We start from the raw sequence: 19,469 nt of genomic DNA, 5'->3' as shown, positions 1-19,469 counted from the left end.
GCGGGTGGCTCCTCAGAATGCGCCGGGGATGGCAGTGCCGAGGGCGACGTCCTCGTCGTACAGGTCGCCGAGCTCGTCCATGAGGGCCAGCTTGTCGAGGTCGATGTCCTTGAGGCTCTCCATCTCCCTGGCGGGCCGCTCCTCCGTGGCAGGCTGGATGTACGTCAGCATGACGCGATGCGTGCCGACGGCGCCGACGTCCTCGGCGTGGCGCGTCCAGGCGTCGTATGCATCGTCCGACGTCGCGGCGCGGATGACGAGGTCGAGGCCGGTTCCCGGGATCGGCTTCCAGGCCCGGTCGACGACCTCGACGGGCTGGGCGTGGAACAGGATGGCCTTGCCGCCAGCAATGGAGAGCGCGAAGGCGGCGTAGACCTCCTCCCGCTCGCGGCGGGCGAGGGCCCGCTTCAGGACGTGGACTTTCGTGGACATCGAGGATGCTCCTGTGGTGGCGGGCGGCTCTGCCGGCCCTGGGGGTGGACTGTCCGGCCCCCGGCGGGGCGCCCCGATGAGGCGACCCGCGAGAGGCCGGGGCTGGCGCCCCGGCGATGGTGGGATCAATCGGCCTCGTGGCTGTAGAGGCGGTCCGTCTGGCCGGTGTAGGTCACGTCCAAACGCAGGTCGCAGCCGTTCTCCCGGGCGATGGCGTTGATGTGCGCGACGATGGCCTCGGCGCAGTCGTCCCACGTGGCTGCGTCCCGGAAGGCCTCGACGAGGGCACGGACCTTGGCCTCGATCTCCGGGGCGTCGAGTTCGATCACGAGCGGGTCGCCGTCCGCGTCGGTGCCGTAGGCGTAGCCGTCGAGCGACAGGACGGCCTTGCGGGCCGCATCGGCCCGATCCTCGGCCGAGAAGCGGTACTTCGAACCGTCGATGCCTTCGAAGACGCAGAACTCGGCGTATTCGCGCAAATCCTGCAGGCCGGCCTTGCTCACGGTCCAGCTGAGGGGGGAGCCGTTCTCCTCGACGTAGTCGTAGAGGCGCTTCGTGCACTCCTGGGCGACGAAGTCGAGAGGCTCCGCGGCGTCGCCGTTGCTGCGAGCGTCCTCGATGGCCTGATCGGCGCTGTGGCCGATGCCGTAGACGGCATCCTGGTCGCCGATGACGGCGATGAAGAAGCGGACGGCGGTGTCGGTGGAGGTGGTGGCGGTCGTGGCCATTAGGATGCTCCTGCTGATGGGAGGATGTGCCTGCCCATGACCGATATATACGCGCGACCATGGATGACGTCAAGCATTCGTTAGTAAAAATCTCGCACTCGCCGGGTGTAACGCGAGATCAATACTATGTAACGGATTATCAGCGGCCTGTTGGGGGGTCAGGCGACCTCGCCGAGCTCGCGCTTCGCCTCGGTCAGGGCGTGGTTCCGCATGCCCATGTCGTAGGGGCAGTTCGGGTCGAGGTGGTCCCATCCCGGGCGCCCGCTCACCCGCTTCCGACCCGCCTCGTAGAGGTCCCGGGCCCGTGCCTCGATGCGGCAGTTCCGGGTGCGCTCCTCGGGGGTGAGGTAGGCCGGCTGCAGGAGGATCTCCGCCCTCATGCCGACGGCGGAGGCCAGGACTCGGATACGGGCGCGGGCGGCCTCCATCTCGGCATGCTCGTCCTTCTCCAGGTTCTCCAGCGGGCGGTTCGGGCAGGTGTCCTGCACCCCGACGACGCGGGCGTGCTTCTCGGCGAACCGGACGGGGCCGCACATGTAGGCGTCCTCGACCATGTCCTTGGCCTCCTTGAGCCCGACGCCGAGGGCGCGCCTGACCCACTTGATGGCCTCGATCTTGGGGCTGGCGGTCTGCTCGGACGAGCGGATGGCGAGGCGGACGATGGACTGCAGGTCAATCACGGGACGCCTCCTTGGCGGTTGCGGAAGGGGTGGTGTCGTCGGCGACGCCGGCGGCGTTCCCGATGATGGCGAGGACGGCCCAGACCAGGACGAATCCCCCGGCCCAGAGGAAGGAGTGCCAGGCCGCCCGGAGGAGCTCCCCGCCGCTGCCGGCGAGGAGGAAGGCGCACGTCACGATGGCGGCCGCGCTGGTGGAGACCCTGAGCGGGCCTCCGGCGATCAGGGCGAGGAGGGCGCGCATCAGCGGAGCGTCCCCGCGTAGCCGTACGTGTCGACGTATAGGTCGCGGAACTCGCACCGGTACATCTTCGGCAGGAACGAGCGGATGACCTGCTTCGATGAGAGCTTCGGCGCGGACCCGGAGAACGGGCTGTCCGCCTGCTCCATCATGCCGGTGTCCCACTCGATGATTGCCGCGGCGAGGCGCAGGGCCTCCTCGGCGGTCGTCTCGTAGGCGAGCGGCACGGTGAACTCGTTCGCCGCCAGGACATGAAGGACGCGGACGGTCTCCTCGCCTATGCGGGCGATGCCGGTCGCCACGTCGAGGTCGATGGTCCCGATTGAGAGGCTGTCGTCGAGGTCGAGGTGAACGGTGCGCACGGTGGCGCTCCTGTGAAACCGGGGTGGAGGGGAGGAATCGGAGGCGCCACTGCCGCCTGGCGCGCGACGGAGGCGATGCCTCAGGCGGCCGCCCTCGGCGCACCGACGACGGTGGCGGCCATGTCGCGGAAGGCGACCATGTCGGCGGCGTCGCCCCCGAAGGCGATGTGTCCGTCGTCGTAGAAGACGGCCAGGATGCCGTTGTCCCGGAGCACCAGGCCGGGCACCTCCGTGACCTTTTCCCCGGGCGAGAGCTCCGCTACATCCACCCGCACTGTGCGGCGCCGGTCATCGAGCAGCTTCCAGATGTTGCCTTGGCGTCCGTCCGGAGACGACCTGCCGAGGGCCTCGGCGACGTCGACGGCGCTCTTACCCTCGCGCAGCGCGATCAGAGCCAGGCCGTAGCTGGCCTCACTTCCCTGCCGTTCGATGAGGGCTTGGCTCGGGCCGACGATGAACGTGAGGGGGGCCGGCTCGTCGGGTGCGAGGAACCGGTCCTCTTCCCAGGAGAACGTGGGCCACTGTCCCCGATGCTTCATTCCATGATGATCGGCGGCGGCATCCTTGGCTGCCCGGGCGACCGTGGCGACGTCGGAGCCCTTGGGCAGCCGGACGGCCTTGGAGAAGAATTCGGGCCAGCCAACGCGGACGTGGTAGGTCGCCATCGCCGGCTGCGCCGCATCGTTCCCCACGGGTGCGGACCGCTGCTCGGTGACGCTGCCGTCCTCGTGCGTGACGCGGGACGCCATGACGACGACCGGGGCGGGCTCCTTCCGCACGATCTCGATGCTGGCCCTGTCGAGGGCATTCATCACGTCGGAAGCGATGACCTCACCCGCCGCGGGATGGTCGAGGTCGATCCCCGTAAGGCATGCGGTGAAGGCTTTGTCGAAGGCTGCCTTGGAGGCTTGGTTCTGGCGCACGCGGCGCTCCTGCTGAAACCGGGGTGGGGGGAGGAATCGGGGGTGCGCCCCTGTCGCCGGGCGCGTCGACGGAGCGGGGCGCTCAGGCGGCCTGCTGCGGATCGCGCGCGGCGTCCCAGGCGGACAGGACGGTCGAGAGCCAGGCGTGCGGCACCAGGACGTCGCCGTCCTCGTCCCGCCATGCCTCGACCATGCCGACGACGCGCCCCGTCGCCCGCTCCGTGACGACGACGTACTGCGGGTCGCCGGCGATGCCCTCGTCCGTCAGGGGCATGTGGGCGTCGTCCATGCCGGCGACCTCGACGCGGCAGCCGTACCGGGCCGCCAAGTCGTCCGCCGACCAGGGACGCAGGCCGAGGTCGTCCCGCTCCGGCGCCGCGGTGTCGGCGGACCGGATCTCCGTGCCGGGCGGGAGCGTCAGGATGTTGCCGACCTCCAGCGTCACGGGCCCCTCAACGACGGGGACGGCCTCGCCCGGAAGAGGCGCGTCGCGCCATGCCAGAAGATCGCGCTCCGAGACGGCGGACCAGTTGCCGGTCCGGACCGCCTCGCGGACGGCGTCGGCGTTGCCGCGCACCTTAGGCACGATGACGAGGTCCGCCTTCGCCAGGGCGGCGAGGACGCGGTCGGTGCGCTCCAGCGAGGTCTCGAAGAGCGTGCACTCGGTCATCGCCTTGGCGATGGCCTTGGCGGCGTCGGTGGTGAGGTTGAGGCCGAGGTTGAACTGGCGCACGGTGGCGCTCCTTGGGAAAACCGGGGTTGCTGGGGGATGTTGGTGGGCGCCACTGCCGCCTGGCGCGCGACGGAGGCCCTCAGGCCGCGGCGGAGAGGGGCGCCTCGGCGGGCCGCAGGCTCTCCGACAGGGCGATGTCGTCGCCGTAGACCGCGAACCACACCGCCAGGACGCTGTGCCGGGTGGTGACGAAGTCGCCCTCGCAGACCTCGCGGATGACCAGGTGGCGCTCGCCGACGGCGATGGGCAGGCCGGTCCAGTGGCACTTGTGCTCCCGGCGCGCCCGGACGACCCGGCGCGAGAGCTCCTTCGTGTCGGCCTCGTCGCCGCCGAAGACGTCGAGCTGCAGCATGTCGTCGTCGGTGACCTGGCGGGCGGCCGCGGCCTCGATCCAGGCGAGGTCGGCAGCATTGTGCGTGCCGTTCTCGACCCGGCAGAGGATGCGCCCCTTGAGGTCGTGGAACTGCTCCGGCATGCCGGGCTCCTCGACGCGGTCCCTGATGAGGAACCAGACGTCGCGCCGGGCGGCGCCGCCGAAGATGGAGACGATGGCCTGGAGCTTGGCCTCGTAGTCCTTGATCCAGTAGATGCCTGTGGCGAGGCTCCCGAACATGCTCGACGCATCCAAGAGCTCGCGCACGCAAACGCCGGAGGCGTCCTTGACGAAGACGTCGATGGCGAGGGTGTAAGCGAGCGCCAGCGCGTCGGCGTCGCCGCGGAGGAGCGAATCCCGCCAGACGCCGTAGTTGGCGAGCGCCGTGTCGGAGAGCTCGTCGACGTAGCGGTGAGGGCTGTACGGGGTGGAGGTGATCTCGCGCCGCATGGGGCGTCCTGTCGAAACCGGGGTGGATCGGAGATGTCGGGCTGCGCCACCGTCGCCTGGCGCGCGACGAAGCCATCAGGCCGCGACGGAGGCCTGGCCGGAGTGGGCGGCGTTGAGCCGAGCGAGGGCCTCGTCCACCGGCGCCTCGCCGAGGTACTCCTGCAGGTCGGCGGCCTCGCGGAGGCGGAACTCGTCGCCCTCGTGGTCGTAGGCGAGCGGGTGGCCACCGGCGTCGTACGCCCCGCGGTCGAAGCCGAGCCGATACGCGTCCCGCAGCGCGGCCTCGGTGAAGGTCGGCGCCTGCGGCCTGTCGAGGACATCGCGAACCGCGACGAGGGCGGCCATCAGGCCCGCCGGGCTCTCCATGCCCAGCTGCGTGGCCCATTCCTGCACGAGCTCCTCGTCGCCCACGAGGTCCCTGAGCGCGAGGATGGCGTCGATCCCGGCGAGGGCGCTCACGGCCTGCGCCTGGCTGGCGTCGACGACGGCGAGGCCCTGACGGTCGAGGCGGGCGAGGATACGACCGGCGACGTCGGCGGCCGGGCGGGTGCCCGAAGCGGCGATCTCGCCGGCGATGAAGCCGCGGGCCTTGGCGGTGATGTCGGTCATGCTGCGGTCCTCTCGGTGGCGGGGGTTTCGGAAGCGGCCGCGGCGCGCGCCTGCCCGGCCAGGACGGCCCTGACGCGCTCCTCGCGGCTGAGGCGGGGGACGGGGATGCCGCGCTCGACTAGGAGCGTGCGCAGCAGGGAGTGGCTGATGCCGGTCGCCCGGGCGGCGCGGTGGACGGAACCGAGGCGGAGGACCTCGGCGATGCCGTGCGCCTCCTGCTCTGGCGTCGTCGACCGGCGCCTGCCCCGGGCCGGGATCGGTGGGCCCGTCCGTCCGCGCAGGATCTCGCGACCGCGCTGGGCCAGTTTCCCGACGCCCTCGCTCGACAGCCAATAGAAGCGCCCGACGGCAGCATCCATGCCGTGGCTCTCGACGAGCCTGGCGACGGCGACGGGATCGGGCGACCGATAGACGGAGAGGGGCGAATCCCCCGGGCGGCCCTGGTTGCTCACGCCGGCCTCCCGGGCAGGATGCGCGGAAGGCGCGCGCCGCGGACCGGCAAGGTCGGGCGGGTCGACGCGGCCGGGGCGGGCTCCGGTTCCGCCGCGGGCAGGTCCTCGGCGGCCTTGGCGGCGGCGCGCTCCCGGGCGGCGGCGTAGGGGTCGTAGGGCGGGGGCGCCGGCGGCGGGCCCGAGCGGTACTCGGCGAGCAGCGCGGAAAGGCGCTCGATCTCGCCCTTGGCCGCCTTGAGCAGGTTGCGCTCGGTCTGCGAGGCCTGATCGCGCAGGCCCTGCCCCTGGTAGAACTCTAGGCCCTGGGACACGAACCGGCATTCGGCGAGGAGGTCGGCGAGGCGCTTGCGCGTCTGCACCGGGTCGAGGTCCTTGAGACCCGCGGTCCACTTATCCATGGGCCGCCTCCTTGAACCGGTAGGTCGCGTCGGCCTTCTCGACGCCGAGCGCCTCCAGGATCGCCGGGCCGGGGCCGCGACGGCCCGCCAGGGCATCGAGGACGTACGCCGTGCTGACGCCGTGGCGGCGCGACCACGCCAGCGCGCTCCCCTCCGTATCCACGCGCTGCCGTAGCAGCGCCCTCACGTCCTCCGCCGTCACCGACGCCTCCTGAAGCTATTGACGCTTTATAGCGTTCCAGCTTCAATTGGAGTCGTCAAGGCCTATTCGGCATTTGGAACGATTTGCACCCACGAGGCCCCTTTGTGTGCAAATCGTTCCCGAGGCTGATGCTTCGAGTTTCGAAGGATTACACGATGAATGCTTGGTGGCGATCGAAGGACGGAATGAGCGATCCTTCAAGGAATGGCGTCGCAGTCCTTGTCATGCCGGCCTGGGAGCAGGCCTACGAGGCCGTCCTCGCCAAGGATTGCCTCGCGCTGGGTGCGCGCTTTTGTCCTGTGGAGGGAGCCCACGAGGACGGCCGGGCTCGCTACGAGCTGGCGCCCGGGACCGTCGTCGCCGTGGCGTCTGCGCGGTCCAGCAGCCCGAGCCGGGCCTACGTCGTGGAGGCGGACGGGACGGTCGCGGAGATCAGCACCGCGGCGGCCGAGGACCTCGTCGATCCCGCGGGCGCGAATCGGCGAGCCTGGCGGAGGCGCTGCTCCCGCGTCGGCCTGACGGAGGCGCCCTGCCGTTTCGCCGTCCCTGCCGGCCACGGCTACGAAGCAGAGACTGTCTACGGCTGGGCCGGGGAAGAGCACGTCGCGGCGTGCGTGAGAGCGACCGCGAGGTGCGCGTGGTTCCGTGCCGTCACGTACGAGGAGGCCCTGGAGCTCGGCGTGGCGTGACGTACCGAGCGGGACCGCGTGTCGTATGCATCGACCCGCGGCATCTTCAGGAGCGTCAGTCCACGGAGGGGATGATGAAGGGGATTTTGCTAGCTATCGCCCGCGCTTTCGCGGCCGCCGGGCGCCTCAGTTGGGTCACGGTCTGGGAGGGCGGCCGCCTCGTCTCCCGCCTCGTCCGCACGGCCCTGACGCCGCCCGACCCCGTCGGCGAGGCCGAGGCGGCGTTCGAGGCGGAGGCTCAGCGCGCCCCCGAGGCGCCGGCGCCGCTGTCCGCGGAGGAGGCTTGGGGCCGGGCGGCGCTGGCCCATCTCATGGGCGAGGAGCTTGAGGGCGAGGCCGTCCTTGACGACGCGGCGACGGCCTATCTCGACGGCCTCTCCGTCGATCAGCAAGTCGCCCTGTCGCGGCACGACAACGCCACCGTGGGTCGGCATCTCCTCGGCGAACGGCTCCTGCCCGGTTTGCCGCGCCCGATGACGCCAGCCGAGTACCGCGGCATGGAAGCGGCCCGAACCGCCGCCGCGGCCGCCCAGGCGCACCAGCGTCTCGTGGGCGACGACGCGAAGAGGCGGCACTTCATCGAGGTCCTCGACGACCTCATCGCCGAGCCGCGCGCCGCCTGATCGCGCCAACGCCGGAACGACAAAGCCCGCCCCGGGCGACCAGGGCGGGCTTTTTCATGCCCGAAGAAATCCTGTGGATAAGTGTCTGCCTTGCTTAATTTCAGTTGACTCTTTCCCGCTGCACACATCCTGACCCGCGCTGCGCACGCGATGGCACGCGGTGCGCCCTTCTCAGCCCCGGGCGCGCTTGGCGGCGAGCGCCCGGAGTTGGATGGCGACCCGGCGCCGGTCGTCCTCGGCCAGGGCACGGCGCTCGGCCTCGGCGAAGGCGTGCTCGGCCATGACCCGGTTGTAGGCCATGCGGGCCGTCGCCTGCCTAATGGAAGCGGCCTCGCGGTAGGCCGCGTCGCGGTCGAGCTTCTGCGAGATCAGGACCGACCCGAGGCCAAGGGCGCCCGTCGTCAGGACGGTGTCGAAGCTGTCGGCTACGTCGCGGGCGGAGGTATGGTAAGACGGCATCGGGGCGACCTCCTCGGGCTTGGCACGTCCAGGAGATCGGGATCCCGGAATCGATGTCCAGCCTCCTCGTGCTGGTGTGATTACCGAGACCCTGGCCCCTGTGGACGGCTCCGGTTTTCCGTCCCGTTCGTACGCCCCCGACGACAGCGCTCTCAGGGCAAGGTGTTCGTATGCCTGTCTCGGCGCCCCGTTACCTCCTCGCCGGATAACGCCGCATCATGGGACTGTAACGAAAGATCAGACCGCCCAGGGCCGAACTCATGGGCGGATTTCCGGGGCTCGCGGTCACTGCACGGCGACGTAGCCGACGAGGTCCGCGAGGGCGGCGTCCTGGGTGGCGGGGGCCACGAGGGTGACGACGTCGCCCTGATTGACGAGGAAGGGCTGCCCGCCGGTCGTCGTGAACGTGGTCACCGGCTTGCCGGCGCCGTAGACGACCGTGCCGACCGCCGACGGCCAGCGTCAGGACGGTCTGCGCGGCGACCTCGGTGCTCGCCTTGCCGGCCGATCCCAGGCGCGCCGAGAGACCGCCGGACTGGTTCAGGCCGAGGTAGCCAGCGGGGCTCCCTCTGCAATCGATGTACGAGCTTTTGACCCTAAGCCGCTTCTCCGCCTCCTTGGCGACCACGTCCGGAAGGCAGCACAATCCGGACCTTCGCTGCGGCGACGTTTACGGTCGGCCGTACCTCGCTTCACATCTGCGCTCCCAGCTCGACCGACAGGCGCTCGGCGGCGTCCCGGAGCCTCGGCGCCAGGAGGCCGGCCCGCTCGGTGCTGAGGCGCGAGGACGGGCCGGACAGCGCGAGGGCTCCGATCAGCCGGCGCCCGGCACCGAAGATCGGCATCGCCATGGAGGCGACGTGGGGATCGGTGATCCCAGAGGTGTAGAGTGGCAGCTCGGGCGCCGCTGCCGGATCCACCCGATCGCCGAAGGTTGCCAGCACCTGGGCGATGGCCGACCGGTCCATCGGCCGCATGTCGCCCGGACGCACGTTCATGCGCAGCGGGTAGGGCGAATCGGCCCGGAATAGGCACAGCCGCTGGTTGCCGCGGCGGATGTAGAAGGAGGCCGTCTCCATCGACTCGGCGGCCAGGCGCTCCAGCACCGGGACCACCCGTTCTTCCAGTGCGAAAGATTGCTGGTAGACCGAGCCGATCCGCGCCGCCTCGACGCCGAGGCGGTAGCGCCCGTCGTCCAGCCGCTCGATCAGGCCGAACTTCTCGAGCGAGATGCACAGCCGCATGATGGTGCTCTTCACGAGTTCCGTGCGCCGGGCGAGCTCCGTCAGTTCGAGCGCGTCGTCGCCGCGCTGAAACGCGGTCAGGACGGTCAGCACCCGCTCGGCCGAGGCGACGCCTTCGAGCTTGGGTCTCGGTCGGGCTTCTTTCGGCACTCGTTTTACTCTCACGGGTCTTGCGGGCTTCGCGGTCGCATCCCTTAGCGGCGCCGCGGGCTGCCGCCAAACGACCCGAACGGCCGTGCCCCGCCTGCGGCAATTGCGCAGGATTCGGTGCGCTTGACCCGTCCGGGCGACGCCGCTACTCAAAATGAAACGCCGTTGCAAAAACGGCAGGGAGCAAGCGTCATGACACGGGCAGGACCGGCACGGCCGGCATTCGCACAACCGGGTGCGGTCGACGAGGCAGCGTTGCATCGCAAGATGATGTGGCGGATCCTGCCGTTCCTGTTCGTCTGTTACGTGATCAGCTACCTCGACCGCGTGAATGTCGGCTTCGCCGCATTGACGATGAACAAGGATATCGGCCTCACGGCGACTGCCTTCGGCGTCGGGGCCGGCCTGTTCTTCTTCGGCTACTTCATCGCCGAGATCCCCAGCAACCTGATCATGATGCGCGTCGGGGCCCGGATCTGGATCGCCCGGATCATGATCACCTGGGGCCTGGTCTCGGCGGCGACCGCCTTCGTCACCGGCCCGGTGCAGTTCGGCATCGCGCGCTTCCTGCTGGGCTTGGGCGAGGCCGGGTTCGTGCCGGGTGTCTTCCTGTACTTGAGCCTGTGGTTTCCCTCCGCGGTGCGGGCACGGGCGACCGCCCTGTTCCTGCTCGGCATCCCGGTCGCCAACATCGTCGGCTCGCCGATCTCCGGCGCGCTGATCCAGCTCGAAGGGTTCGGCCTCAAGGGCTGGCAGTGGCTCCTGATCCTCGAGGCGGTGCCGGCGGTGGCTCTGGGCATCGCCTGCCTGTTCGTCCTGACCGACCGGCCCGAGAAGGCGGCCTGGCTGTCGCCGGCGGAGCGCGACGCCCTCGTCGCCAAGCTCGCGGCCGAGAAGGCGGCGATCGAGCAGAAGCACAAGATGACGCTGGCTCAAGCCCTGCGGAACTGGCGCGTCCTGATGCTGGCCTGCATCAACTTCTGCGCTATCGTCGGATCCCTCGGCATCGGCCTGTGGTTGCCGCAGATCATCAAGCAGCTCGGTCTCGCCACCTCCCTCGTCGGGGTGGTGACGGCAATCCCCTATGTCTGCGGCGCGGTCGCCATGGTGGTGTGGGGCCGGATGTCGGATCGCGGCAGCGATCGGACGATCTACCCGGCGATCTCGCTCTTCGTCGGCGCAGCGGCCTTGGTGGCGAGCGCCGTCACGCCGACGCCAGTTCTCACCATCGCGGCGCTCTGCGTGGCGGTGATGGGCATCAACTCCTTCGTCGCCACCTTCTGGGCGGTGCCCTCCGGCTTCCTCACCGGGCGGGCGGCGGCCGGCGGGATCGCCATGATCGTCTCGATCGGCAATCTCGGCGGCTTTGCCGGGCCGTACATGATCGGCCTGGTGCGCGACCTCTCGGGCGGGTTCACCGCGCCCCTCGTCGCGGTCGGCGCCTGCCTGCTGGTCGGGGCGGTCCTGATGCTCGCCTTCGGCCGCAAGGTCCGGCAGGCCGACGGGCCCGTCGCGGTCGCGGCCTGATCCGGGGTGCTGCCATCATGATCCCGCGCCTCGCTTCCCTCCCCGAGACGGCGCCGCTCCACGCGGCCTTCTGCGCCGAATTGCGGGCGCGGGGCTTTGCCGGCGATCTCTCCCTGTCGGGCGCCGACCGCACCGTGCTGGCGACCGACAACTCGATCTACCAGCTCACCCCGCAGGCGGTGGCCTTCCCGCGCGACCGCGACGACCTCGTGCGGATCGCTAAGCTGCTCTCCGAGGACCGGTTCGCCGGGATGCGGATCGCGCCCCGGGGTGGGGGCACCGGCACCAACGGCCAGTCCCTCACCGACGGGCTCGTGGTCGACCTGTCGCGGCACATGAACCGGGTCCTGGCGATCGACCCGGAGGCCCGCACGGTCCGGGTCGAGGCCGGCGTGGTCAAGGACCAGCTCAACGCGGCGCTCAGACCCTTTGGGCTGTTCTTCGCCCCGGAACTCTCGACCTCGAACCGCGCCACAATCGGGGGCATGATCTCGACCGACGCGTGCGGCCAGGGCTCGTGCCTCTACGGCAAGACCCGCGACCACGTGCGGGCGCTCACCACGATCCTCTCCGACGGGACGGTCTGGCGCTCCGAACCCCTCGACCCGGCCAGGCTCGCCGGAGTTCAGGCGCGGGGCGACCGGGCCGGCGCCATCCACCGGGACCTCGACCGGATCCAGCGCGAGAACGCCGCGCTCATCGCCGAGACGTTCCCGCCCCTCAACCGCTGCCTCACCGGCTACGACCTCGCCCATCTCCGGCGTGCCGACGGTCTCTTCGACCTCAACGCGGTCCTGTGCGGCTCGGAGGGCACGCTGGGATTCCTGGTAGAGGCCACGCTCGCCGTCCTGCCGCTGCCGGGCCACGCGGCCCTGGTCGTCCTGCGCTACGCGAGCTTCGACGCGGCGCTCCGCGATGCGCGGGCGCTCAGCGATCTCGCGCCGGCCTCGATCGAGACGATCGATTCGACGGTGCTGGCGCTCGCCCAGGGCGATCCGGTCTGGGACGGCGTCGCCGCCTTCTTCCCCGAGGATGCGGGCGAGCGGGCCCGCGGCGTCAACCTCGTCGAGTTCGTCGGCGACGGCGAGGCGGTGGTTGCAGCACAGCTGACCCGCCTGACCGCCCTGCTCGACGCGGCCGGACCCGTCGCGGGGCGGCGCGGCTACACGATCGCGCGGGCTGAGGCCGAGATCGGCCGGATCTGGACCATGCGCAAGAAGGCGGTCGGCCTTCTCGGCAACCGGACCGGGGAGGCGCGCCCGATCGCCTTCGTGGAAGATACCGCAGTCCCGCCCGAGAACCTCGCCGACTTCATCGCCGCGTTCCGGGCCGTCCTCGACCGCCACGGCCTCGATTACGGCATGTTCGGCCACGTCGATGCCGGCGTGCTGCACGTCCGCCCGGCGATCGACATGAAGGCGCCGGGCGCGGAGAGCCTGGTGCGCGCGGTGACCGAGGAGGTCGTCGCGCTGACGCAAGCCTATGGCGGCCTGCTCTGGGGCGAGCACGGCAAGGGCGTGCGCTCCGAGTTCTCGCCGGTTGTGTTCGGCCCGCTCTACCCGGCGCTCCAGGCGGTGAAGGCCGCCTTCGACCCGGGGAACCAGTTCAACCCCGGCAAGATCGCGGCGCCGGAGGGCAGCAGCCTTCTCACCATCGACGGCGTGCCGACCAAGGGCAGCCACGACCGGGCGATTCCGGCCGAGGTGCGGGCGGGTTACGACGAGGCCCTGCACTGCAACGGCAACGGCGCCTGCTTCACCTACGATCCCGACGAGGCGATGTGCCCGTCCTGGAAGGGCACGCGCGAGCGCCGGCACTCGCCCAAGGGCCGCGCCCAGTTGATGCGCGAGTGGCTGCGCCGGCTGGCGGTGCAGGGATTCGACCCGCTGGCGGAAGCCCGCGCGTCGCGGACCCGCCCCGGCTGGCGCACCTTCCCGGCCCGCCTCGCCGCGACCCTGCGGCGGCGGGACGACGACTTCTCGCACGAGGTCCACGAGGCGATGGCCGGGTGCCTCGCCTGCAAGTCCTGCACCGGGCAATGCCCGATCAAGGTCGACGTCCCGACCTTCCGGGCGAAGTTCCTGGAACTCTATCACGGCCGCTACCTGCGGCCGCTGCGCCACCACGCGGTCGCGGCCCTGGAGCCGCTGGCGCCCTGGTTCGCCCGGGCCCCGCGTCTCGTCAACGCCGCTATGAAGCTCGGGGCGGGGAGGGCGGTCGGCCTCGTCCATGCGCCGACGTTGTCCGGGCTCGACCTGCGGCGCGAGACGGCGCGCCGCGGCGTGGCCTTCGCCGATCCGGAGGTCCTGGCGCGGCTCTCGCCGGCCGAGCGGCTGGCGAGCGTCGTCGTGGTGCAGGACGCCTTCACCAGCCACTACGATACGCCGGTTCTGCTGGCCCTCCTCGACCTGTTGATCGGCTTAGGCATCCGGCCCTGGCTCGCGCCCTTCCGGCCCAACGGCAAGCCGTTGCACGTCCACGGCTTTCTCGGGCGGTTCGAACGGGTCGCCGCCGCGAACGCCGAGGGTCTCGGCCGGATCGCCGCGACCGGCGTCCCCCTCGTCGGCCTCGACCCGTCGATGACCCTGACCTATCGCTCCGAGTACAAGCAGGCCTTGCCCGGCCGCGAGCTGCCGCAGGTGGCGCTGGTCCAGGAATGGCTCGCCGCACGCCTCGACGCCCGCGCGACTGACCCCGACGCGGAGCCCTACTGGCTGCTGCCGCACTGCACCGAGCGGGCGACGGCGCAAGCCGCCGTGACGGCCTGGGCGACGGTCTTTCGGACCTTCGGCCTCTCCCTCGCGGTGCTGCCCTCGGGCTGCTGCGGCATGGCCGGCACCTACGGCCACGAGGCCGAGAACCGGGCGACCTCCGAGCGCATCTACGGCCTGAGCTGGGCGAAGCCCGTGGCCGACAAGGGCCGGACCGGCCGCCTCCTCGCCGACGGCTATTCGTGCCGCTCGCAAGCCAAGATCGTCGATGGCGTGCGGCTGCCGCACCCAGTCGAGATCCTGCGCGACCACCTTGCCACGACGATCCCCGCGCCCCGCCTCACGGCAGCGGCGCACTGACCCCGACATCACAGGAGTTATCCATGACCGAGCGCACGCAATTCCGGTTCGGCCTCGTCGGCTACGGCGAGATCGGCAGCACCCTCGGCGCGGGCCTGCGCGGGGCGGGCCTGGAAACCATCGCCTGCTACGACAAGTATGCGTTCGACGGGCCTTACGCCGACCTGATCCAGGGCCGCGCGCGGGAGGCAGGGGTCACCCTCGTGCGCTCGAACGCCGAACTCGCCGAGGCCGCCGACTTGATCGTCAGCGTGACGCCGGGCGTCGCCTCCCTCGACAGCGCCGAGGCCTTCGCGCCGGTGCTCTCGGAGCGCCACACCTTCCTCGATTTCGCCTCCGCCACCCCGAAGGTGAAGCAGGGCGTCGCCGAGCGCCTGTCGGCCACCGGCGCGCTCCTCGGCGACGGCGCGATCGAGGGCACGCCGCTCCACGGATATTCCATGCGGATGCTGTCGAGCGGGCCCGCCGGCGAGCGGGTGCGCGACCTGCTGGTGCCTTGGGGGATGCAGATCGCCTTCATGGGCCCGGCGCTCGGCACGGCGTCGGGCATCAAGATCCTGCGCTCGGTGCTCATCAAGGGCATCGAGGCCCTGCACGACGAGATGCTGCTCGCCGCCCGGCAATACGGCATCGACGAAGTGGTGCTCGCCTCCGCCTCGAAGACCCTGGCCCGGCCCTGGATGGACACGGTGCAGAGCCTGACCCCGTCCGGCGTCATCCACGCCAAGCGCCGCGCCGAGGAACTGGAGATGTCGGCCGAGGCGGTCGCCGATTCCGGCGTCGAGCCGATCATGGCCCGGGCCATCGCCCAGCGCCTGCGCTGGAAGGAGAGCCTCGGGCTCAAGGACCACTTCAAGGGCGTCGTGCCGGCCACCTACCAGGAAGCACTGGACGCGATGGCCGAGAAGGCGGGGTTGAAGGCGGTGAAGCCGAACTGATTCGGGATCGTTCAGCGACGGTTATCCGCCGACAGAATTTACACCCTCCTCGTCATTCCGGGGCCGCGAAAGCGGAGCCCGGAATCCAGAACCGCAGTTCTTTCAGAAGAAAGCGGAACGCTGTCCGCCTTCTTGTCTCCCACTTGAGCGTCTGGATTCTGGGCTCCGCTTTCGCGGCCCCGGAATGACGCGGTGGATGTCAGATGCCTTGAGCGAAACCAACGCTCTCAACTCCGGAACACCCCCATGCCCATCGGCTTCAAGATCCATCCCCGCACCCGCACAGTCGACGCCGCCACGGTCGAGAAATTCAAGGCCATTGCGGTCGCCAACATCAGCGATTCGATGAGCCGCATGGTCCATGCCGGGCCGCGCCTGCGCCCGATGCATGGCGGCGGCGTGCTCTGCGGCGTCGCCCTCACGGTGCGGACGCGGCCCGGCGACAACCTGATGGTCCATGCCGCGCTCAACCGCGCCAAGCCCGGCGATGTCCTCGTCATCGATGCCGGCGGCGATCTCACCAACGCGCTGATGGGCGAACTGATGCTGGGCCACGCCCAACAGATCGGCGTCGCCGGCGTGGTCCTGAACGGGGCGGTGCGCGATCTCGGGTGGATCCGCGCCAACACCCTGCCGGTCTTTGCCGCCGGCGTCACCCATCGCGGGCCCTACAAGGACGGGCCGGGCGAGATGAACGTGCCGATCGCCCTCGACGGGATGGTGATCGCGCCCGGCGACCTCATCGTCGGCGACGACGACGGCGTCGTCTGCGTGCCCTTCGACCAGGTCGAGGCGGTCTACGCCGCCGCCAACGCCAAGCAGCAGGGCGAGGCCAAGACCATGGCGGCGATCCGGGCCGGCACCGTCGACCGCTCCTGGGTCGAGCGCGCGCTGGAGAAGGCCGGCTGCGAAGGCCTCTGAACCACGCACACAACCAAGAATTGGGAGGACGGGACGTGAGCGCCGCAACAGACGAGCCGCAGACCCTCGAGTCAACGACCATGCGCCGGGTGATCCTCCGGCTCGTGCCGTTCCTGATGGTCTGCTACTTCTTCGCCCTGCTCGACCGGGTGAATGTGGGCTTCGCCGCCCTGCAGATGAACCAGGACCTCGGGCTGACCCCGGCGATGTTCGGTTTCGCCGCGAGCCTGTTCTTCGTCTCGTACTTCCTGGTCGAGGTGCCGAGCAACCTGGCGCTCCAGCGCGTCGGGGCGCGACGCTGGATCGCCCGGATCATGATCACCTGGGGCTTGGTGACGATGGGCATGGCCCTCGTGACCGGGCCGCATTCGCTCTACGTCATGCGGTTCATCCTAGGGGCGGCGGAGGCCGGGTTCTTCCCCGGGGCGATCCTCTACCTGACCTACTGGCTGCCGGGCCGGTACCGGGCCCGCGTGCTCGCCACCTTCACGGTCTCGATCCCGCTCGCGACCTTCCTCGGCTCGCCGGTGTCGGTCTCGCTGCTGGAACTGCACGGCTTCCTCGGCCTCAAGGGCTGGCAGTGGCTGTTCGTGCTGGAGGGCCTGCCGACGGTGCTTCTCGGCATCGCCTGCCTGTTCGTGCTGACCGACAAGCCGAAGGACGCGACCTGGCTCACCCCCGAGCAGCGCGACTGGCTGGTCTCCCGCCTCGCCGAGGAGGCGGCGGGCAAGACCCCGGTTGGCCACATCTCGCTCTGGGGGCTGATGCGCAACAAGTACTTCCTCACCATGGCGCTGGTCTGCGCCGGCGCCTCGGCCACCGGCAGCACGCTCTCGGTCTGGCAGCCGCAGATCATTAAGTCGTTCGGGCTCACCAACCTCCAGACCGGCTTCGTCAACTCGGTGCCCTACGGCATCGCGACGGTGCTGATGATCCTGTGGGGCCGCCATTCCGACCGCCGGGCCGAGCGCACCTGGCACACCGCGATCCCGCTGCTGCTCGCCGGCCTCGGCCTCGCCTTCCTCAACCTCGCGGGCGGCATCACCCTGACGATCGTCGCGGTGTCGTTCGCCCTCGTCGGCGCCTACGCCTTCAAGGGGCCGTTCTGGGCCTTGTCGGCGGGCTGGCTCTCGGCCGGCACCTTGGCGGCGGGTCTCGCCGGCATCAACGCCATCGCCAACCTGATCGGCGGCGGCCTGATGGTGAACGTCGTCGGCCTGGTGAAGACCGCCACCGGCAGTTTCGCGCTGGGCCTTCTCCCGGTGGCGCTCCTCGACCTGGCGGCCGCCCTCAGCGTCGTGATGATCAGCCGCTCGCACGCCCGCTCCGTGCGAGCGCAAGCGGTCCCGGCCTGATCGCACGGTCCTAACCCTTTCGAGGCGCCCGATGTTCTTCGCTCCCCCGCCGACCATTACGGCTGAGATCTTCACCCGCCTGCCGGACCATTACCGCGTGCGAAAGCCTACAGCCTGGGCCAACGCCAACCGGGGCGGCGAGGCGATCGACTCCTTCCTCGAAGGTCCGGTCTTCGACCGCCAGGGCCGGCTCTACGTCACCGACATCCCGCACGGCCGCATCTTCCGCGTCGCGCCGGACGGGGCCTGGGACCTCGTCACCGAATATGGCGGCTGGCCGAACGGTCTGAAGATCCACCGCGACGGGCGGATCTTCATCACCTGCTACAAGAACGGCATCATGCTGCTCGATCCGGATACGGGATCGGTGACGCCGTTCCTCGAGACCGCGGGCTCGGAGGGCTTCCGAGGCGTCAACGATCTGACCTTCGCTTCGAACGGCGATCTCTACTTCACCGACCAGGGCCAGACCGGTCTCCAGGACCCGACCGGCCGCGTCTACCACCTGCGCCCCTCCGGCGAGCTGACCTGCCTGATCGATACCGTGCCGAGCCCCAACGGCATCGTGGTCGATACCGCGATGAAGAGTCTGTTCGTCGCGGTGACCCGCGCGCAGCAGATCTGGCGCATCCCGCTCGGCACGAGCGGGCTGGTGTCGAAGGTCGGGGTGTTCGCGCAGCTTCATGGCGGAATGGGCGGGCCGGACGGCATTGCCCTCGACGAGGAGGGCTGCCTGATCGTCGCCCATACCGGCTTCGGCTCGATCTGGCGCCTTTCGCCGGTGGCCGAGCCGCTGCTGCGTGTGAGGTCGCCTGCCGGCCTCTCGACCACCAACGTCGCGTATGGCGGGCCGGACCGAAAAACCCTGTTCATCACCGAATCCGCCACCGGCAGCATCCTCACGGCGCCGATGCCGGCTCCCGGACAGCCTCTCTTCTCCCACACATGAGCGCACCGATGAGCACGATGACGCGGCGCGACCACCTCGCGCTCCTGGCAACTGGCTCCTTGGCGGCCGGCTTCGCCCTCGGCGCCGGCCCGGCCGCCGCCCAGGCGGTGCGCTGGTCCGGCGGCACCGACAAGCCCCGGATCGCGGTGCCGGCGAACGCCACCGACTGCCACCACCACATCTACGATGCCCGCTTCCCCCCGGCGCCGGCCGCGACCCTGCGGCCGCCGGATGCGAGCGTCGAGGATTACAAGAGCTTGCAGCGCCGGCTCGGCCTGACCCGCAACGTCGTGGTGCAGCCCTCGACCTACGGCACCGACAACCGGCTGCTGGTGGAGTCGCTGAAAGCCTTCGGGCCGAGCGCCCGCGGCGTCGCGATGCTCGATGCCAGCGTCACTCCCGAGGAACTGCGCCGCCTCGACGAGGCCGGCATCCGCGGCGTGCGCTTCGGGACGCGGCTCCCGGGCGGCGCCCCGATCACCGATCTCGAACCGGTCGCCCGCAAGATCGCCGATCTCGGCTGGCACATCCAGCTCGTCTCCGAGGGCGAGAAGATCGTCGAGCTGAAGGAGGTGCTGGAGCGTCTGCCGGTCCCGGTGGTGTTCGACCACATGGGCCATCTGCCCGAACCCGCCGGGCCCGACCATCCGGGTTTCCGGGTCATCGCCGACCTGATCGCGAAAAGCGGCGCCTGGGTGAAGCTCACCGGCGCCTACATCCTGTCGAAATCGGGCCCACCGCTTTACGCCGATCGCGGCCGGCTCGCCCGCGCCTACGTCGCGCTCGCCCCCGAGCGGCTGGTCTGGGGCTCCGACTGGCCGCATCCGACCTCACCGGCCGACGCCAAGCCCAACGATGCGGGCCTCCTCGACCTCCTGGCAGAGTGGGCGCCCGATCCGGCCATGCAGGCCAAGATCCTCGTGACGAACCCGGCCCGGCTCTACGGCTTCTGAGCCCGGCCAC

Annotated in this window: 24 protein-coding genes; 9 read left to right on the top strand and 15 right to left on the bottom strand. The window is 70.3% G+C overall.

What is annotated here, in order from left to right; all coding sequences use genetic code 11:
* Positions 1-12: 12 nt before the first annotated feature.
* The 12 genes from BM430_RS15760 to BM430_RS15705 form a co-directional block, all read right to left on the bottom strand.
* A complete protein-coding gene (locus tag BM430_RS15760; protein ID WP_093568210.1) occupies positions 13-432 on the bottom strand; it encodes a hypothetical protein in 420 nt (139 codons plus the stop codon).
* A gap of 125 nt (positions 433-557) precedes the next feature.
* Positions 558-1,160 carry a hypothetical protein gene (locus tag BM430_RS15755; RefSeq protein ID WP_093568209.1) on the bottom strand — a complete coding sequence of 201 codons (603 nt, stop codon included), beginning with the start codon at positions 1,158-1,160 and terminating at the stop codon, positions 558-560.
* Positions 1,161-1,318: 158 nt separating this feature from the next.
* Positions 1,319-1,840, bottom strand: a complete 522-nt coding sequence (locus BM430_RS15750) for a ribosomal protein L7/L12 (protein ID WP_093568208.1) — start codon at positions 1,838-1,840, stop codon at positions 1,319-1,321.
* The gene (locus tag BM430_RS15745; RefSeq protein ID WP_093568207.1) at positions 1,833-2,081 is read right to left on the bottom strand and encodes a hypothetical protein; all 249 of its coding nucleotides are present in this window, start codon (positions 2,079-2,081) and stop codon (positions 1,833-1,835) included. Before BM430_RS15745 ends, BM430_RS15750 begins: the two co-directional genes overlap by 8 nt.
* Positions 2,081-2,440, bottom strand: coding sequence for a hypothetical protein (locus tag BM430_RS15740; protein ID WP_093568206.1), 360 nt, complete (start codon positions 2,438-2,440; stop codon positions 2,081-2,083). Before BM430_RS15740 ends, BM430_RS15745 begins: the two co-directional genes overlap by 1 nt.
* A gap of 80 nt (positions 2,441-2,520) precedes the next feature.
* A complete protein-coding gene (locus BM430_RS15735) occupies positions 2,521-3,363 on the bottom strand; it encodes a hypothetical protein (RefSeq protein ID WP_093568205.1) in 843 nt (280 codons plus the stop codon).
* An 82-nt stretch (positions 3,364-3,445) separates the two neighbouring features.
* A complete protein-coding gene (locus BM430_RS15730) occupies positions 3,446-4,096 on the bottom strand; it encodes a hypothetical protein (RefSeq protein WP_093568204.1) in 651 nt (216 codons plus the stop codon).
* Positions 4,097-4,175: 79 nt separating this feature from the next.
* Positions 4,176-4,919, bottom strand: a complete 744-nt coding sequence (locus BM430_RS15725) for a hypothetical protein (RefSeq protein ID WP_093568203.1) — start codon at positions 4,917-4,919, stop codon at positions 4,176-4,178.
* A 75-nt stretch (positions 4,920-4,994) separates the two neighbouring features.
* Positions 4,995-5,528: a hypothetical protein gene (locus tag BM430_RS15720; RefSeq protein WP_093568202.1), complete on the bottom strand. Its 534-nt coding sequence runs from the start codon at positions 5,526-5,528 to the stop codon at positions 4,995-4,997.
* Entirely contained in the window at positions 5,525-5,980 is a 456-nt protein-coding gene (locus tag BM430_RS15715) for a hypothetical protein (RefSeq protein WP_093568201.1), read from the bottom strand. Before BM430_RS15715 ends, BM430_RS15720 begins: the two co-directional genes overlap by 4 nt.
* On the bottom strand, positions 5,977-6,378 hold the full coding sequence (locus tag BM430_RS15710; RefSeq protein ID WP_093568200.1) for a hypothetical protein: 402 nt from the start codon (positions 6,376-6,378) through the stop codon (positions 5,977-5,979). The genes BM430_RS15715 and BM430_RS15710 overlap by 4 nt, the downstream gene beginning before the upstream one ends.
* Positions 6,371-6,580, bottom strand: a complete 210-nt coding sequence (locus tag BM430_RS15705) for a hypothetical protein (RefSeq protein WP_058617492.1) — start codon at positions 6,578-6,580, stop codon at positions 6,371-6,373. Before BM430_RS15705 ends, BM430_RS15710 begins: the two co-directional genes overlap by 8 nt.
* Before the next feature lie 185 nt (positions 6,581-6,765).
* Here BM430_RS15705 and BM430_RS15700 point away from each other — a divergent pair, with 185 nt between their 5' ends.
* Both BM430_RS15700 and BM430_RS15695 read left to right on the top strand, forming a co-directional pair.
* A complete protein-coding gene (locus BM430_RS15700) occupies positions 6,766-7,269 on the top strand; it encodes a hypothetical protein (RefSeq protein WP_143132050.1) in 504 nt (167 codons plus the stop codon).
* 74 nt (positions 7,270-7,343) lie between these two features.
* Positions 7,344-7,892 carry a hypothetical protein gene (locus BM430_RS15695; protein WP_143132049.1) on the top strand — a complete coding sequence of 183 codons (549 nt, stop codon included), beginning with the start codon at positions 7,344-7,346 and terminating at the stop codon, positions 7,890-7,892.
* Between the two features lie 171 nt (positions 7,893-8,063).
* Here the strand turns inward: BM430_RS15695 and BM430_RS15690 are convergent, their stop codons facing one another.
* From BM430_RS15690 to BM430_RS15685, 3 genes are all read right to left on the bottom strand, one after another.
* Positions 8,064-8,351, bottom strand: coding sequence for a hypothetical protein (locus BM430_RS15690; RefSeq protein ID WP_093568197.1), 288 nt, complete (start codon positions 8,349-8,351; stop codon positions 8,064-8,066).
* Positions 8,352-8,636: 285 nt separating this feature from the next.
* Positions 8,637-8,765 (bottom strand): hypothetical protein, encoded by a 129-nt coding sequence (locus BM430_RS35565; RefSeq protein WP_280142279.1) that lies wholly within the window; start codon positions 8,763-8,765, stop codon positions 8,637-8,639.
* Between the two features lie 278 nt (positions 8,766-9,043).
* Entirely contained in the window at positions 9,044-9,745 is a 702-nt protein-coding gene (locus tag BM430_RS15685) for an IclR family transcriptional regulator (protein ID WP_093568196.1), read from the bottom strand.
* A 267-nt stretch (positions 9,746-10,012) separates the two neighbouring features.
* On the opposite strand from BM430_RS15685, the gene BM430_RS15680 reads away from it, so the two are divergent.
* The 7 genes from BM430_RS15680 to BM430_RS15650 all read left to right on the top strand — a co-directional run bounded on the left by BM430_RS15680 (position 10,013) and on the right by BM430_RS15650 (position 19,459).
* Complete coding sequence (locus BM430_RS15680; RefSeq protein ID WP_244539510.1) at positions 10,013-11,272, top strand: MFS transporter; 1,260 nt, start codon at positions 10,013-10,015, stop codon at positions 11,270-11,272.
* Between the two features lie 17 nt (positions 11,273-11,289).
* Positions 11,290-14,343: a D-2-hydroxyglutarate dehydrogenase YdiJ gene (locus BM430_RS15675; protein ID WP_093568194.1), complete on the top strand. Its 3,054-nt coding sequence runs from the start codon at positions 11,290-11,292 to the stop codon at positions 14,341-14,343.
* 23 nt (positions 14,344-14,366) lie between these two features.
* The gene (locus tag BM430_RS15670; protein ID WP_093568193.1) at positions 14,367-15,281 is read left to right on the top strand and encodes a DUF1932 domain-containing protein; all 915 of its coding nucleotides are present in this window, start codon (positions 14,367-14,369) and stop codon (positions 15,279-15,281) included.
* 246 nt (positions 15,282-15,527) lie between these two features.
* Positions 15,528-16,202 carry an RraA family protein gene (locus BM430_RS15665; protein WP_093568192.1) on the top strand — a complete coding sequence of 225 codons (675 nt, stop codon included), beginning with the start codon at positions 15,528-15,530 and terminating at the stop codon, positions 16,200-16,202.
* A gap of 80 nt (positions 16,203-16,282) precedes the next feature.
* Entirely contained in the window at positions 16,283-17,557 is a 1,275-nt protein-coding gene (locus tag BM430_RS15660) for an MFS transporter (RefSeq protein WP_093568191.1), read from the top strand.
* A gap of 31 nt (positions 17,558-17,588) precedes the next feature.
* Entirely contained in the window at positions 17,589-18,506 is a 918-nt protein-coding gene (locus tag BM430_RS15655) for an SMP-30/gluconolactonase/LRE family protein (protein ID WP_093568190.1), read from the top strand.
* A gap of 8 nt (positions 18,507-18,514) precedes the next feature.
* Entirely contained in the window at positions 18,515-19,459 is a 945-nt protein-coding gene (locus tag BM430_RS15650) for an amidohydrolase family protein (protein ID WP_093568189.1), read from the top strand.
* Positions 19,460-19,469 lie beyond the last annotated feature (10 nt).

This window comes from Methylobacterium sp. 174MFSha1.1 (assembly GCF_900116815.1).
In the GTDB taxonomy this organism is placed as follows: domain Bacteria; phylum Pseudomonadota; class Alphaproteobacteria; order Rhizobiales; family Beijerinckiaceae; genus Methylobacterium.
The sequence above is the reverse complement of the archived record's forward strand: the minus strand, read 5'-3'. Positions and strand labels throughout refer to the sequence as shown.